At 68.6% G+C, this 13,696-nt stretch carries 16 protein-coding genes; 11 read left to right on the forward strand and 5 right to left on the reverse strand.

What is annotated here, in order from left to right; translation table 11 throughout:
* Positions 1-7 precede the first annotated feature (7 nt).
* From GCU42_RS05240 to GCU42_RS05255, 4 genes are read left to right on the forward strand one after another with little or no spacing between them, the layout of a single operon-like run.
* Positions 8-1,183 (forward strand): acetyl-CoA C-acetyltransferase, encoded by a 1,176-nt coding sequence (locus GCU42_RS05240; protein WP_114226558.1) that lies wholly within the window; start codon positions 8-10, stop codon positions 1,181-1,183.
* A gap of 9 nt (positions 1,184-1,192) precedes the next feature.
* The gene (locus GCU42_RS05245) at positions 1,193-1,513 is read left to right on the forward strand and encodes a 2Fe-2S iron-sulfur cluster-binding protein (protein ID WP_114226559.1); all 321 of its coding nucleotides are present in this window, start codon (positions 1,193-1,195) and stop codon (positions 1,511-1,513) included.
* Positions 1,514-1,558: 45 nt separating this feature from the next.
* Positions 1,559-1,996 carry a copper chaperone PCu(A)C gene (locus GCU42_RS05250; protein WP_162789137.1) on the forward strand — a complete coding sequence of 146 codons (438 nt, stop codon included), beginning with the start codon at positions 1,559-1,561 and terminating at the stop codon, positions 1,994-1,996.
* Complete coding sequence (locus GCU42_RS05255; protein WP_114226561.1) at positions 1,993-2,658, forward strand: SCO family protein; 666 nt, start codon at positions 1,993-1,995, stop codon at positions 2,656-2,658. The genes GCU42_RS05250 and GCU42_RS05255 overlap by 4 nt, the downstream gene beginning before the upstream one ends.
* Here the strand turns inward: GCU42_RS05255 and GCU42_RS05260 are convergent.
* Entirely contained in the window at positions 2,655-3,518 is an 864-nt protein-coding gene (locus tag GCU42_RS05260) for an alpha/beta fold hydrolase (RefSeq protein WP_114227734.1), read from the reverse strand. The genes GCU42_RS05255 and GCU42_RS05260 overlap by 4 nt on opposite strands.
* 39 nt (positions 3,519-3,557) lie before the next feature.
* Between GCU42_RS05260 and GCU42_RS05265 the strand changes: the two genes are divergently transcribed.
* Entirely contained in the window at positions 3,558-4,904 is a 1,347-nt protein-coding gene (locus GCU42_RS05265; protein ID WP_114226562.1) for a protein adenylyltransferase SelO family protein, read from the forward strand.
* 33 nt (positions 4,905-4,937) lie between these two features.
* Complete coding sequence (gene astD / locus GCU42_RS05270; protein ID WP_114226563.1) at positions 4,938-6,362, forward strand: succinylglutamate-semialdehyde dehydrogenase; 1,425 nt, start codon at positions 4,938-4,940, stop codon at positions 6,360-6,362.
* Positions 6,363-6,419: 57 nt separating this feature from the next.
* On the opposite strand, the gene GCU42_RS05275 is transcribed toward astD, so the two are convergent.
* Positions 6,420-7,937, reverse strand: coding sequence for a replicative DNA helicase (locus tag GCU42_RS05275; protein WP_114226564.1), 1,518 nt, complete (start codon positions 7,935-7,937; stop codon positions 6,420-6,422).
* Between the two features lie 175 nt (positions 7,938-8,112).
* Between GCU42_RS05275 and dcd the strand changes: the two genes are divergently transcribed.
* Positions 8,113-8,667 carry a dCTP deaminase gene (gene dcd, locus GCU42_RS05280; protein ID WP_114226565.1) on the forward strand — a complete coding sequence of 185 codons (555 nt, stop codon included), beginning with the start codon at positions 8,113-8,115 and terminating at the stop codon, positions 8,665-8,667.
* Between the two features lie 14 nt (positions 8,668-8,681).
* A complete protein-coding gene (locus tag GCU42_RS05285; RefSeq protein ID WP_114226566.1) occupies positions 8,682-9,335 on the forward strand; it encodes a hypothetical protein in 654 nt (217 codons plus the stop codon).
* A gap of 5 nt (positions 9,336-9,340) precedes the next feature.
* On the opposite strand, the gene GCU42_RS05290 is transcribed toward GCU42_RS05285, so the two are convergent.
* Positions 9,341-9,952, reverse strand: coding sequence for an NADPH-dependent FMN reductase (locus tag GCU42_RS05290; RefSeq protein ID WP_114226567.1), 612 nt, complete (start codon positions 9,950-9,952; stop codon positions 9,341-9,343).
* A gap of 210 nt (positions 9,953-10,162) precedes the next feature.
* On the opposite strand from GCU42_RS05290, the gene GCU42_RS05295 reads away from it, so the two are divergent.
* Together GCU42_RS05295 and GCU42_RS05300 are read left to right on the forward strand one after the other, a co-directional pair.
* A complete protein-coding gene (locus GCU42_RS05295) occupies positions 10,163-10,504 on the forward strand; it encodes a glycine zipper 2TM domain-containing protein (protein WP_114226568.1) in 342 nt (113 codons plus the stop codon).
* 109 nt (positions 10,505-10,613) lie between these two features.
* Positions 10,614-11,723, forward strand: a complete 1,110-nt coding sequence (locus tag GCU42_RS05300; RefSeq protein WP_114226569.1) for a hypothetical protein — start codon at positions 10,614-10,616, stop codon at positions 11,721-11,723.
* Here GCU42_RS05300 and GCU42_RS05305 read toward each other — a convergent pair.
* Together GCU42_RS05305 and epsC are read right to left on the reverse strand one after the other, a co-directional pair.
* Positions 11,704-12,048 carry a DUF2794 domain-containing protein gene (locus GCU42_RS05305; RefSeq protein ID WP_114226570.1) on the reverse strand — a complete coding sequence of 115 codons (345 nt, stop codon included), beginning with the start codon at positions 12,046-12,048 and terminating at the stop codon, positions 11,704-11,706. The genes GCU42_RS05300 and GCU42_RS05305 overlap by 20 nt on opposite strands.
* Positions 12,045-12,731: a serine O-acetyltransferase EpsC gene (epsC, locus tag GCU42_RS05310; protein ID WP_205214932.1), complete on the reverse strand. Its 687-nt coding sequence runs from the start codon at positions 12,729-12,731 to the stop codon at positions 12,045-12,047. The genes GCU42_RS05305 and epsC overlap by 4 nt, the downstream gene beginning before the upstream one ends.
* A 278-nt stretch (positions 12,732-13,009) precedes the next feature.
* On the opposite strand from epsC, the gene GCU42_RS05315 reads away from it, so the two are divergent.
* Complete coding sequence (locus GCU42_RS05315) at positions 13,010-13,684, forward strand: sulfite exporter TauE/SafE family protein (RefSeq protein ID WP_240309447.1); 675 nt, start codon at positions 13,010-13,012, stop codon at positions 13,682-13,684.
* Positions 13,685-13,696: the final 12 nt, after the last annotated feature.

The raw sequence follows: 13,696 nt of genomic DNA on the forward strand, positions 1-13,696 counted from the left end.
AACCGCGATGCCCCAAGCCTATATCGTCGCCGCCGCCCGCACCGCCGGAGGCAAGCGCGGCGGCGCGCTCAAGGACTGGCACCCGGCCGACCTCGGCGCCGCGGTCCTGAACGCACTGGTCGACCGCGCCGGCATCGACCCGGCCGCGGTCGACGACGTCATCGCCGGCTGCGTCGGCCAGGTCGGCGAGCAGAGCTTCCACATCGGCCGCAACATGGTGATGGCGAGCAAGCTCCCCGACAGCGTCCCGGCGGTCAGCATCGACCGCCAGTGCGGCAGCTCGCAGCAATCGCTCCACTTCGCCGCCCAGGCGGTGATGAGCGGCACCCAGGACGTGGTCATCGCCTGCGGGGTCGAGAGCATGACCCGCGTGCCGATGGGCCTCCCCGTCATCCTGCCGATGCAGGCCGGGATCGGCATCGGCCCCTGGCCGCAGTCGATCAAGGACCGCTACGGCGTCACCGAGTTCAGCCAGTTCACCGGCGCCGAGATGATCGCCAGCAACTACGGCATGGCCCGCGAGGAGCTCGACGCCTTCGCGCTCGAAAGCCACCGCCGCGGCGCCGCCGCCACCGCGCGCGGCGACTTCGACGACGAGATCGTCCCCCTGACCGTGGTCGGCGAGGACGGCAGCGAACACCAGCACCGCCACGACGAAGGCATCCGCGCCGACGCCTCGCTGGAAGGCCTCGCGGGCCTCAAAACCCTCAAGCCCGACGGCGTCGTCACCGCCGGCAACGCCAGCCAGATCTGCGACGGCGCCAGTGGCGTCATGGTGGTCAGCGAACGCGCGCTCAAGGAGCATGGGCTGACCCCGCTCGCCCGGGTCGATCACCTCACCGTCACCGCCGGCGACCCCGTCATCATGCTGATGGAGCCGATCCCCGCCACCCGCCGCGCGCTCGAGCGCTCGGGCCGCAGCCTCGCCGACATCGACCTCTACGAAGTCAACGAGGCCTTCGCCCCCGTCCCCCTCGCCTGGCTGCGCGAGCTGGGCGGCGACCCCGACCGGCTCAACGTCAACGGCGGCGCGATCGCGCTCGGCCACCCGCTCGGCGCCAGCGGCACCAAGCTGATGACCACCCTCGTCCACGCGCTGCGCAAGAACGGCAAGCGCTTCGGGCTGCAGACCATGTGCGAGGGCGGCGGCATCGCCAACGTCACCATCGTCGAGGCGCTTTAGAGCCGCGCGATGAGCGTCACGGTCACCGTCACCACCCGCGACGGCCGCGCCAAGCAGGTGAGCGTCACCCCCGGCCGCTCGCTGATGGATAACCTCCGCGCCGCCGGGATCGAGGAGATCCTCGCGTTGTGCGGCGGTTGCTGCAGTTGCGGCACCTGCCAGGTCTATGTCGCCGACGAGTGGCTGGGCCGGCTCGATCCCGTCAGCCCGCTCGAGGACGAGGTGCTCGACACCACCGACGTCCGCCGCCCCGACAGCCGCCTCTCCTGCCAGATCATCGTCAGCCCGGCGCTCGACGGCCTCGCGGTCACCGTCGCCCCCGAGGACTGAGCGGTTTCACTGGCGAGTGACCGCCCCCGCCCCTACATGCCGCGCATGAACCGCACGCCCCTCCTCCTGGCGCTCGCCGCCACCCTCGCCGCGACCCCGGCGTCCGCCGCGCCGACCGGCGTCACGGTCAGCGGCTGGGCCCGCCCCACCGTCGCCGGGCAGAGCAGCGGCGCCGCCTACCTCGTCATCCGCAACTACGGCCCCGGCGCCGACCGGCTCGTCGCCGTCGCCAGCCCCGCCGCGAGCATGGCCGGCGTCCACCGCTCGCAATTGACCGGCGGCGTCTCGCGGATGCGTCCCGCCGGCCCGATCGAGATCGCGCCCGGCAAGATGCTGACCATGGCGCCCAACGGCTATCACGTCATGCTGATGGGCCTGAAAGCCCCGCTCAAGCCCGGCGCGAAGCTCCCGCTGACCGTCACCTTCGCCAAGGCCGGCCGCCGCACCCTTCAGCTTCCGATCCAGATGAGCGCGCCCCAGTGATCGATCCGACGACCGAGCCCACCGACCCCGTCCCCGCGCCGGCGGCGACCTCCAGCCTCCATCGCCTCCGCCTGATTATCTGGGCGGTCGTCCTCGTCGTCCTCGCCGTATTCGCCTTCTTCTGGCTCCGGCCGGCGACCTCGGGCGAGGTGACCCAGCGCCCCGCCCAGGGCGCCTTCACGCTGGGCGGCCCCTTCACCCTGACCGGCGCCGACGGCAAGTCCTTCTCCTCGGCCAAGCTTGCCGGCCAGCCCTATGTGATGTTCTTCGGCTTCACCCACTGCCCCGACGTCTGCCCCAACACGCTCGCCCGGCTGGTCCGCCTGCGTACCCAGCTCGGCAAGGGCGAGACCCCGTTCCAGATCGTCTTCGTCAGCGTCGATCCCGAGCGCGACACGCCCGAGGCGGTCGGCAGCTACGCCAAGCTGTTCAACAGCCCGATCATCGGCCTCACCGGCACCCGCGCCCAGGTCGACCAGGTCGCCAAGCAGCACGCGGTCTATGAAGCCAAGGTGGCCGATTCGAGCGCCCCCGACGGCTATACGATGGACCATAGCGCCGCCGCGCTGCTGTTCGGCCGCGACGGCAAGTTCGTCGCCACCATCGCCCAGGAAGAGGGCGACGACACTGCTCTCGCCAAGCTGAAGCGGATTACGAGCTAGCGCGCGACCCGCGCCAGCAGCCGCTCGAGCACCGCGATCGATTCGGGCTCGTCGAAGCTCGGCGCGTGGCCGACCCGCGGCACCGTCACCAGCTCGGCGCTCGGTCCCAGCACCTCGACCATCCTCGAGGCGGTCGCAGCGGAGAAGAGGTCGCTGACCTCGCCCCGCAGGATCGCCACCGGCTTGCCCTTGAGGCCGTCGAGCAGCGGCCACAGGTCGGGCTGCGGGGCGTCGTTGGCGGCCGCGAACGGCTGCGCAATCGCCATGTCATAGTCGAGGCCGACCTCGCCGTTCTCCTCGCGGCAGCAACGGCGGGCGAACTGCTCCCACTGCGCCGGCGTCCAGTCGGGATAGACGTCGCCCATCCGCTCGGCGAAGGCCGCGCCGGCGGCGGCGAAGCTCGGCCAGCCGGTCGCCTTGCCGACATAGCTGCGGATACGCGCGATCCCCTCCGGGTCGACGTCGGGGCCGATGTCGTTGATCAGCGCGCCGGCGATCCGTTCTTCCTCCATCGCCGCGATTAGCATGGTGGTGAGCCCGCCAAGCGAGGTGCCGATAAACACCGCATCGGCGATGCCGAGTTGGTCGAGCAGCTTGAGCACGTCCTTGGCATAGGTCGGCGGCACGTAGCGCTCGGGCTGCGGGTCGGCATCGCTCATCCCGCGCCCGCGGAAATCGAGCGCCAGCACCCGCCATTCCCCCGAGAAGCGATCGGCGACCGGCTCGAAATCGCGCGCGTTGCGGGTCAGCCCGGGTAGGCAGATGATCGGCGGCTGCTCGGGCTCGCCCCCGGCATAATCGCGGTAATGGACCCGCACGCCGTCCGCGCTGTTGTAGTAGCGGTCCTCGAAAGCGGCCACATTGCCTCCCATGATTCCTCCGCCCCCTATCCGGACCATATGACCCGAACGCAAGCCTATCGGCCCGACCCCCGCATCCTCGAGCTGGGATCCGACTTCTACGATCCGGTCACCCCCGCGCGCTTCCCGGCGGCGACCGAGCGCTTCGTCAACCGCCGCGCCGCCGCCGAGGTCGGGCTGGAGGACGTCGACTGGGCGCGCCATTTCCACCGTTTCGAGCCGCTGCCCGACAATCTCCCCGAGCCGCTCGCGCTACGCTACCACGGCCACCAGTTCCGCCATTACAACCCCGACCTCGGCGACGGCCGCGGCTTCCTCTTCGCCCAGCTCCGCGACGACCGGAACCGCCTGCTCGACCTCGCCACCAAGGGCAGCGGGCAGACCCCCTGGAGCCGCACCGCCGACGGCCGGCTGACCCTCAAGGGCGCGGTCCGTGAAATCCTCGCGACCGAGATGCTCGAAGCGCTCGGCGTCCGAACCAGCCGCAGCTTCGCCATGTTCGAGACCGGCGAGGACCTCGTTCGCAACGACGAGCCCTCGCCCACGCGCTCGGCGGTGCTCACCCGCCTCAGCCACTCGCACATCCGCATCGGCACCTTCCAGCGGCTCGCTTACTTCGAAGACACCGCCAACCTCGCCAAGCTGACCCGCTACTGCCTCGAACATCTCTTCGACGACGATCCCGACGCCGGTCCGGTGCGCCTGCTCGACCGCGTCGCCCAGGCCACCGCCGAATTGGCCGCGAGCTATCTCGCCGCCGGCTTCGTCCACGGCGTCCTCAACACCGACAACATCAACGTCACCGGCGAGAGCTTCGACTACGGCCCGTGGCGCTTCGCGCCGACCTGGGACCCGCAGTTCACTGCGGCCTACTTCGACCACGCCGGCCTCTACGCCTTCGGCCGCCAGCCCGAGGCGATCCAGTGGAACCTCGCCCAGCTCGCCGGCTGCCTCGCCCTCATCGCCGACGCCCCGCCGCTGTCCGACCTGCTCCAGGGCTGGGGCGAGCGCTTTCACCAGGCCCTGGTCGCCGCGATCCTCAAGCGCTTGGGGCTCGCCCCCACCGACCCCGACCAGGACCGCGCCCTCGTCCGCCAAGTCATCGCCGAGCTCGGCCGCCAGCAAATCGGAATCGACCGCTTCTTTTTCGACGCCCGCGCCGGCCGCCTCGCCGCCCTCGCCGACCCCGACCTCCGCCGCCAGTTGGAAACCCGGGTCCGCCCGGTCACTCATCCCTATTGGCAGGACGACCAACCCTGTTCGCTATTGATCGACGAGGTCGAGGCGATCTGGGCGCCGATCGCGGAGGCCGACGATTGGTTGGCATTTGGCGGAAAGCTTTCCGCCATTTGGCGGATGGGAGCCGCTTTTCGGGCCGATGCTTGACCGTGCGCCAGCCATGCTCGACACGGGCGGCGCATGACTGACCTGCTGATTTCGCACGAACCGGCGACCGGCGCCGAACTCTGGTCCGGCCCCCTCGGCGACCCCGCGCAAGAGGTGGCCATCGCCCGCGAGGCCTGGCCCGAATGGGCCGCCAAATCAGTCGGTTACCGTAGCGAAACCCTCCGCCGCTTCGCCAATGTGGTCAGGACCAACGCCGACGGTTTCGCCGACTTAATCGCCCGCGAGACCGGCAAGCCCCTGTGGGAAGCCGCGACCGAGGTGCAATCGGTCGTCAACAAGGTCGACATCTCGATCACCGCCTACGCCGAGCGAACCTCCAACCGCCGCTCCGAAGGTGCGCTCGGCGCCAAGGTCGCGGTGCGCCACAAGCCCCACGGCGTGCTGGCGGTGCTCGGCCCCTACAATTTCCCGGCGCACCTCCCTAACGGCCACCTCGTGCCAGCCCTGCTCGCCGGCAATGCGGTGGTGTTCAAGCCGTCGGAAAAGACCCCCGCGGTGGGCGCCCGGCTGATCGACTTTTTCCACGAAGCGGGCGTCCCCGAAGCCGTCGCGCGGCTGGTGATCGGCGGGCCCGAGCAGGGCCGCGCGCTCGCCGCCGAGGAGGGGATCGACGGCCTCCTGTTCACCGGCTCGGCCCGCGCCGGCCAGGCGCTCCACCGCCAGTTCGCCGACACGCCGCACAAGATCCTCGCGCTCGAGCTCGGCGGCAACAATCCGCTGGTGGTGTGGAACGCCAAGGACCTCGACTCCGCCGCGGCGATGGTGGTCCAGTCGGCCTTCCTCTCGGCGGGCCAGCGCTGCACCGCCGCACGGCGGCTGGTGGTCGCCGAGCAGCAGGCCGACGCCCTCCTCGCCGCGGTCCTCAAGCTGGTCGACCGGATCATCGTCGACCACCCCCACGCCGACCCCGTCCCGTTCATGGGCCCGGTGATCGACAACCACGCCGCCGACCTCCTCCAGGAACAGTTCGTCGGATTGATGATCAAGGGCGGCAAGGTGATCCGCCGGCTCGACCGTCCCCAGGCCGACCGCCCTTTCCTTACCCCCGCGGTTATCGACGTCACCAACGTCCAGGGCCGCCCCGACGAGGAACTGTTCGGCCCGGTCCTGCAGGTCGTCCGCGTGCCCGATTTCGAGGCCGCGATCGCCGAGGCCAACAACACCCGCTTCGGCCTCGCCGCGAGCCTGATCGGCGGCTCGCCCAAGCAATTTGAGCACTTCTGGTCCGCCGTCCGCGCGGGCGTCATCAACTGGAACAAGCCGACCAACGGCGCCCCCTCGAACGCCCCGTTCGGCGGCGTCGGGCTGTCGGGCAACCACCGCCCGAGCGCCTTCTACGCAGCGGACTATTGCGCCTATCCGGTGACCAGCAGCGAGGCGGAAATCGCCCGCGCCAGCATCGCCCAAGGCCTTCGCGACATCATCGCGGATCGCTGATTTTCTGGGGCGGGCCGAAGCGCGTCCGCCCCGGCCCGCCTGCCCCGCCCTGGGCCTTTAGTCGTTCATGTCGGCCAGATGCTGGTCCTCGGGAAGGTCGCTGAACCGCGTGACGCGGCTGTCGAACTTCATCCGTACCTTACCGGTCGAGCCGTGGCGCTGCTTGGCGACGATCACCTCGGCGAGGCCCCACACCCGCTCGATACTGCGCTTCCACTCGTCATGCGCCTCGAAGATCTTGGGGTCGTCGCCGTCGACCGGGATCTTGGGCTCCTTGGCGTTGAGGTAATAATCCTCGCGGTAGACGAACCAGACCATGTCGGCGTCCTGCTCGATCGAGCCCGATTCGCGCAGGTCCGACAGCTGCGGGCGCTTGTCCTCGCGCTGCTCCACCGCACGGCTGAGCTGCGACAGCGCGAGCACGGGCACGTCCAGTTCCTTGGCGAGTTGCTTCAAGCCCCGGCTGATTTCGGAGATTTCCTGGACGCGATTGTCGTTGCCGCCGCGCCCGGTGCCCGACAGCAACTGGAGATAGTCGACGACCACGAAGCCGATGCCCTTCTGGCGCTTAAGCCGGCGGGCACGGGCGCGCAGCGCGGCGATGGTAAGGCCGGGGGTGTCGTCGATGTAGAGCGGCAGCGATTGGAGTTCGGCGGCGGCGCGGGCGAGCTTGTGGAACTCGGCCGTGCTGATCTTGCCCATGCGGAGGTTTTCGGAGCTGATCCCCGACTGCTCGGCAAGCACGCGGGTGGCGAGCTGGTCCGCGCTCATTTCGAGGCTGAAGAAGGCGGTCGGCGCCCCCACCGACTTGGCCGGCTCGATCCCGTCTTCCTGGTCGCGCAGCCAGCGCTGCGCCGCGGCGAAGGCGATGTTGGTCGCGAGCGAGGTCTTCCCCATGCCCGGACGCCCGGCGAGGATCATCAGATCGCTCGGGTGCATGCCGCCGATCTTGGCGTTGAGGCTCTCGAGTCCGGTGGTGATGCCCGACAGGTGGCCACCCGACTGGAGCGCCTTTTCGACCGTCCGCAGCGCGACGGTGGAAGCCTCGGCGAACGCCTTGACCTTGCCCTCGCCGCCGCCCTGCTCGGCGACCTTGTAGAGCTCGGTCTCGGCGCGCTCGATCTGGTCGAGCGGCACCACGTCCTCGCTGGTGTCGAGCGCCACCTCGACCATCTCGCGGCCGACCGAGATCAGGCTGCGGAGCAGGGCGAGATCGTATATCTGCTGGGCGAAATCGCGCGCGCCGATGATCGCCGCGCCTGAGCCGGTGAGCTGGGCGAGGTAGCCGGGGCCGCCAACTTCCTTCATCGCCTCATCGGCCTCGAACAGCGGGCGCAAAGTGACCGGATTGGCGACCATGTTGCGGTCGGTCAGGCGGAGGATGCCATCATAGATGCGGCCATGCAGCGGCTCGAAGAAATGGTCGGCACGCAGCTTCAACTGCACGTCCTCGACGAGCCGGTTGTCGAGCATCATCGCGCCCAGCAGCGCGGCCTCGGCCTCGATGTTCTGGGGCAGGCTGGGCGGCTGCGGCGCGTCGGTGCCGGCGCCGGGATGTCTCAGGATTTCGGCCATGCGCGGTCCTTAGGCACATGGGCCGGTTGCGGCCAAGCTGTGGATAAGGGGGATTACGGGAAACTGGCGCATTTCCGCCACAGCCGACGCGACCAACGGTTGGGCGCGCCGAGCCGCGTCCGCTCAGCAACCGCCGGGGTGACGGGGAGAGTTTCGCTCGCTAACCCATGCCCTCATGAGCATCCTCCCCGACCATTGGATCCGCCGCCAGGCCCAGGACCACGGCATGATCGAGCCGTTCGTCGAGGCGCAGCGGCGTGACGGCTGCATCAGCTATGGGCTGTCGAGCTATGGCTATGACGCGCGGGTGGCCGACGAGTTCAAGATCTTCACCAACGTCGACAATGCGCTGGTCGACCCCAAGGACTTCGCGGGCAACAGCTTCGTCGACCGCCAGACCAAGGTCTGCATCATCCCGCCCAACAGCTTCGCGCTGGCGCGGACGGTGGAATATTTCCGGGTGCCCAAGGACGTGCTGGTGATCTGCCTCGGCAAATCGACCTATGCGCGGTGCGGGATCATCGTGAACGTGACCCCGCTTGAGCCCGGCTGGGAGGGGCATGTGACGCTGGAGTTCAGCAACACCACCCCGCTCCCGGCCAAAATCTACGCCGACGAGGGCGCCTGCCAGTTCCTGTTCCTCAAGGGCGACAGCCCGTGCGAGGTGACCTACGCCGACCGCGCCGGCAAATATATGGGCCAGCGCGGGGTGACGTTGCCGCGTCTTTGACCTCTCGGGAGTTCATGGCAGTGAAGGCTTACTTTCTCCTGCTTTGCTTCGTGCTCGCGGGCTGCGGACCGAGAATCGATCGGACGGAGGATCGCGTCGTCAAGAACAGCGGTCAGCCGGACGTGCCGCCTTTAATCCTCGGGGACGTGGAACGTGTGGGCGGGACGGCATTCGTCACGATGTCCGTGATGCCGAAGAGAGATAGCGGAAATTCCTACGGCTCCATAACGTTCGGTTCTCGCGATGCGGGCACTGAGCGCAACCGGCTCATCCTCAACACGGCAACCGGTGAAAGCCGCAAGGTGCTGCCCGACGAGCACTTCGAAGTGCGTCAGTGGATCGTCCTCGGCGACGCTCCCTCGCAAGACAATGTCTACGACGTTTCGTCCGATCAAGCCAAAGGTCAAACGCCGGCCGACAGCTACGCGATGGTCGTGAGGCGCCCATCCAGTGAGAAAGAGCGACCGCCGACGTATGACGTCCTGCTGGGACATTTCTCGACCGGCCGCCAACAATGGGTCGCGACGAAGCTCAACGATGTCCAGAGCATATGGCTGACGAAAGAGGGCCGGATAGCGTTCATCGGCGCCCAGGGCGGCAAGCCCATCTACCGATTGTATGCGCCGGACGATTTCCGTCAGCTCCTTGAACGGCCACTCGCTTTCTAATTGGCTCAGCCCTGGTTGCCGCTCGGGTCGGGCCGCAGCGCCGCGCGGCCGGCGTGGATCAGCTGGACCCACGCGGCGAAGGCTTCGCCGAGTGAGGTGACCAGCTTGGCCAGCCCTTCGTCAGTGATGGTGCCGTCGTCGCTGAATTTCTCGTCGGCGAGCTGGCCGACGTAGGCTTCGGGCTGCTGCATCACGGGCATGTCGAGGAAGACGCAGCACTGGCGCAACTGGTGGTTGCAGCCGAATCCGCCGAGCCCGCCCGGTGACCCGGTCACGACCGCGGTGGGCTTCTTGGCCCAGGCGCTGTGGCCATAGGGCCGCGAGCCGACATCGATCGCATTCTTGAGCGCGCCGGGGATGCCGCGATTATATTCGGGGGTGACGAACAGCACGCCGTCGCAGTCGCCCAATTCCTTGCGAAAGCGCGCCCACGGCGCCGGTGGCTCGCGGTCGAGGTCGGGGTCGTAGAGCGGCAGATCGCCGATCTCGAGGATGCGGCATTCGAGGCTGTGCGGCACCGCGCCGCAGATTGCCCGCGCGAGCTTGCGGTTGAGCGACCCTTCGCGGAGCGAGCCGACGACGATGGCGATGCGGTGGCGGGTGGTATCCTCGGTCATGCTTGCTCCCCAAAGGCCGCGGCGCGCGGCGACATATCGGTGAAGCGGGCAACGTCAGGCGGCGGCGAAAGGCTCCGTTCGCCTATTATTTCGGCTCCGGTCAGCGTTAACTGAGGCACTCCCGCGGTAGATGAACGGACCCGACGAGGGAGGTTCATGTTGTGCGGAGCATAACGGTCTCAACGACCGCAACCACGAAGGGAAATCATCATGCGGACCATGCTCATGGCGCTCAGCGCCGCCTCGATCACTTTGCCGGCCGTGATGGCCGCGCCGGCCGAGGCCCGCCCGCACTATTACCAGGACCAGAGCTACAACCAGAATTATTACCAAGGTCGCACCTGGTATGACGACCGTGGCCAGGCGCGCTGTCGCCGGTCGAACGGCACCACCGGCCTGCTGATCGGCGCCGCCGGCGGTGCGCTGGTCGGCCGGGCGATCGACACCCACGGCCATCGCGCCACCGGCACCATTCTCGGCGCCGCGGCGGGTGCGCTGCTCGGTCGCTCGATCGACCGCAACCGGTCGGGCAACCGCTATTATTGCCGCTAAATCGGCAGGGTGAGCACCGGCGTCCCCACGGGGCGCCGGTGCAAACCGTATCGCTGTATTGACTAGCTAAGACACCTTCCGTAGGCTGGGCGCCAACAGGGAGGTGACCATGTATTCGCAAATCGATCTCGATGAAGCGGTAGCGGCCGGTGCGATCAGCGCCGAGTCGGCCGATTCGCTCCGCCGCTTTCTCGACCAGTCGCGCCAGTCGACCGCGGTCGACGATGAGCAGTTCCGGCTGATCACTGGCTTCAACGACATCTTCGTCTCGATCGCCGCGGCGATCCTGCTGTTCGCGGTCGGTTTCATCGGCCAGAGCATCGGCGCCAACCTTGGCTTAGCCATCGACACGCACGGTCCCTCCCCGCTGGCGCCGGCGCTGGTCGCGATCGCCGCCTGGGGCCTCGCCACCTTCTTCACCGCCAGGCGCCGGATGGCGCTGCCCTCGATCCTGCTCCTCCTCGCCTTCGTCTTCGGGGTGACGGCGAGCGTCGGGGCGCTGCTCATCATGCTGTTCGGACATCCCGACCAAGAAGCGAACCAGCAGACGCTGGTCGCCGGCCTGATCGGCGCGGCCGCTGCGGGCTCCGGCGCGCTCGCTGCCTTCGCGCACTGGAAGCGGTTCCGAGTCCCGATCACCGTCGCGGCAGGCGCGCTCGCGGTCTCGGGCATCGTCGTCGCCTTGCTCGCCTCGGTGATCGGCGACACGCCGCAGACGATGAACCTCGTGCTGGGGACCATCCTGGTCCTGGGCGTCGGCGTATTCCTCTACGCCATGCGCTGGGACAGCTCCGACCCGACGCGAGTGACCCGCCGCTCGGACGTCGCCTTCTGGCTCCACCTGCTGGCGGCGCCGATGATCGTCCACCCGGTGTTCACCCTGCTCGGCCTCAACAATGGCGATGCGAGCATCGGCAGCGGGCTGACGGTGGTCGCCATCTACGTCCTGCTCGGGATCGCGGCGCTGGCGATCGATCGCCGCGCGTTGCTGGTGTCGGCGCTCGCCTACGTGCTGTTCGCGCTCAACAGCCTGTTCGAGCGGTTTGGCGCGGTCAGCCTCAACATCGCGCTGACCGCACTGGTGATCGGCTCGGCGCTGCTGCTGCTGTCGGCCTTCTGGCACCAGGCGCGGGCGGCGATCGTCACCCGCCTGCCCGGCGGCTTGAGGGCCCACCTGCCGGTGATCGACCCGGCGATGCTCAGTCCTCGACCAGCTTGATCAGGCGCCGCTCCAGCGGGGCCAGCACGGGCTTGAGCTCGTGGCCCCGCCGGAGCACCTGGCCATGCTCGCTGATCAAGGCCCACGCCCCTTGCTTCACCCGAAGCGAGGGGCGTTTTTCGATCCGGATTTCCGGTCGTTCGGCGGTGCGGCGAAAGGCGGCGAAACTGGCGAGGTCGGGGGCGAAGTCCATCGCATAGTCGCGCCAGTGGCCCGCCGCGACCATCCGCCCGTAGAGGTCCATGATCCGCTGCAGCTCGAAGCGTTCGAAGGTGGCGACGACCTTCCGGGGAAACGCCCCCGGAAAGGGCGTGACGACGCTCACGAAGCCTTCACCTCGGGAGCATCCTGGTTGCGGGTCTTGAGCACCTGCAATTCACGGCGAAGCGCGGCCAATTCCTGCTCCATCTCGGCGAGGCGGGTGCGCATCGGGTCGAGGTCCTCGCCGCACGGCGTGCCGTAAGGGACGAAACCGGGGCTGTAGTGGACGAGGTCGACCGGCACCGGCCGCGCCGGGATGCCGACTACGGTGGTGCTCGGCAGCACGTCGCGGGTGACCACGGCATTGGCGCCGACCCGCCCGCCCTCGCCGACGGTGATCGGCCCCAGCACCTGCGCGCCCGAGCCGATCACGACATTGTCGCACAGGGTCGGGTGGCGCTTGCCGCCGACCCCGGTCGAGGGGTTGGTCCCGCCGAGCGTGACGTTCTGGTAGATGGTGACGTTGTCGGCGATGTGCGCGGTCTCGCCGATCACGGTGAAACCGTGGTCGATGAAGAAGTTGCGGCCGATGGTCGCGCCGGGATGGATGTCGATGCTGGTGAGGAACCGGCTGAGATGGTTGACCAGCCGGGCCAGCCAGTAGAGCCGCCCGATCCACAGCCAGTGCGCGACCCGGTGGAGCCCGAGCGCCCACACGCCGGGGTAGAGAATCACGTCCCAGCGGCTGCGCGCCGCCGGATCGCGGGTCTTCACCGAATCCAGATAATCGATCAGTCCGAACGCCAAGTCGTGTCGCGCCTCTTGCCTCGTGCCCGCGTAATTTAAGCAACGAGCGGGCATTTTGCCAGTCGCCTACGCGAAGCTGTTCCGCGCTGCGCCGGTCCGGCCCGTGCCGACGCCCGCCCGCGCCTTGGCACCTTGCGAGCGCACGCAATGCGCGCCAGAGGCGGAGCGCCCGTTACGCGAAAGGTCCGGCCATCCCGGAATTCCTCTCGGACCCGTCGGTCCTCCTACCCTTCATCCTGGTCGGCTTCGCCGCGCAATTGATCGATGGCGCGCTCGGCATGGCCTATGGGGTGATTAGCTCGACCCTGCTGGTCGGCATGGGCGTGCCCCCGGCGATGGCCTCGGCGGGGGTGCATACGGTGGAGACCTTCACCACCGGTGTGTCGGCGGTGAGCCATGTCGCCCATCGCAACGTCAATTGGCGGCTGTTCCTGCGGATCGTGGTGCCGGGGGTGATCGGCGGGATGCTTGGGGCCTACGCGCTGAGCAACATCGACGCTTCCACCGCGCGGCCAATCGTTCTCGCCTACCTCTCGGCGATCGGTCTCTATTTGCTGTGGCGCGGCCTCACCCACCGCCACGTCGAGAAGGAACCGCGGGTGGTCGAGCCGCTGGGGCTCATCGGCGGCTTCCTCGACGCGGCGGGCGGCGGCGGCTGGGGGCCGATCGTCACCTCCAACCTGATGGTCCAGGGCGCCGCGCCGCGAACTACCATCGGCACCGTCAACACCGCCGAATTCTTCGTCACCGTGACCGTGTCGGCGACCTTCATCGCCGCGCTCGGCTGGGAGGCGTTCACCTACGCCACGGTCGGCCTGCTGATCGGCGGGGTGGTCGCGGCGCCGCTCGGCGCGATGCTCGCCAAGCGGATTCCGGCCGATCGGCTGCTCGTGATGGTCGGGATCGTCCTCACCGCGACCAGCGCCTGGGGGTTGACCCGCCTGTTCGCCTGAGGTGGCGCATTG

This window comes from Sphingomonas ginsengisoli An et al. 2013, assembly GCF_009363895.1.
In the GTDB taxonomy this organism is placed as follows: domain Bacteria; phylum Pseudomonadota; class Alphaproteobacteria; order Sphingomonadales; family Sphingomonadaceae; genus Sphingomicrobium; species Sphingomicrobium ginsengisoli.

What these genes read in the sequence shown, in the direction of transcription:
- GCU42_RS05250 (WP_162789137.1), top strand. Translation starts at nt 1,559, where the DNA reads ATGAACCGCACGCCCCTCCTCCTGGCGCTCGCCGCCACCCTCGCCGCG.
- GCU42_RS05290 (WP_114226567.1), bottom strand. Translation starts at nt 9,952, where the DNA reads ATGACCGAGGATACCACCCGCCACCGCATCGCCATCGTCGTCGGCTCG.
- GCU42_RS05245 (WP_114226559.1), top strand. Translation starts at nt 1,193, where the DNA reads ATGAGCGTCACGGTCACCGTCACCACCCGCGACGGCCGCGCCAAGCAG.
- GCU42_RS05315 (WP_240309447.1), top strand. Translation starts at nt 13,010, where the DNA reads ATGGCCTATGGGGTGATTAGCTCGACCCTGCTGGTCGGCATGGGCGTG.
- dcd (WP_114226565.1), top strand. Translation starts at nt 8,113, where the DNA reads ATGAGCATCCTCCCCGACCATTGGATCCGCCGCCAGGCCCAGGACCAC.
- GCU42_RS05295 (WP_114226568.1), top strand. Translation starts at nt 10,163, where the DNA reads ATGCGGACCATGCTCATGGCGCTCAGCGCCGCCTCGATCACTTTGCCG.
- GCU42_RS05265 (WP_114226562.1), top strand. Translation starts at nt 3,558, where the DNA reads ATGACCCGAACGCAAGCCTATCGGCCCGACCCCCGCATCCTCGAGCTG.
- GCU42_RS05285 (WP_114226566.1), top strand. Translation starts at nt 8,682, where the DNA reads ATGGCAGTGAAGGCTTACTTTCTCCTGCTTTGCTTCGTGCTCGCGGGC.
- GCU42_RS05275 (WP_114226564.1), bottom strand. Translation starts at nt 7,937, where the DNA reads ATGGCCGAAATCCTGAGACATCCCGGCGCCGGCACCGACGCGCCGCAG.
- GCU42_RS05300 (WP_114226569.1), top strand. Translation starts at nt 10,614, where the DNA reads ATGTATTCGCAAATCGATCTCGATGAAGCGGTAGCGGCCGGTGCGATC.
- GCU42_RS05240 (WP_114226558.1), top strand. Translation starts at nt 8, where the DNA reads ATGCCCCAAGCCTATATCGTCGCCGCCGCCCGCACCGCCGGAGGCAAG.
- astD (WP_114226563.1), top strand. Translation starts at nt 4,938, where the DNA reads ATGACTGACCTGCTGATTTCGCACGAACCGGCGACCGGCGCCGAACTC.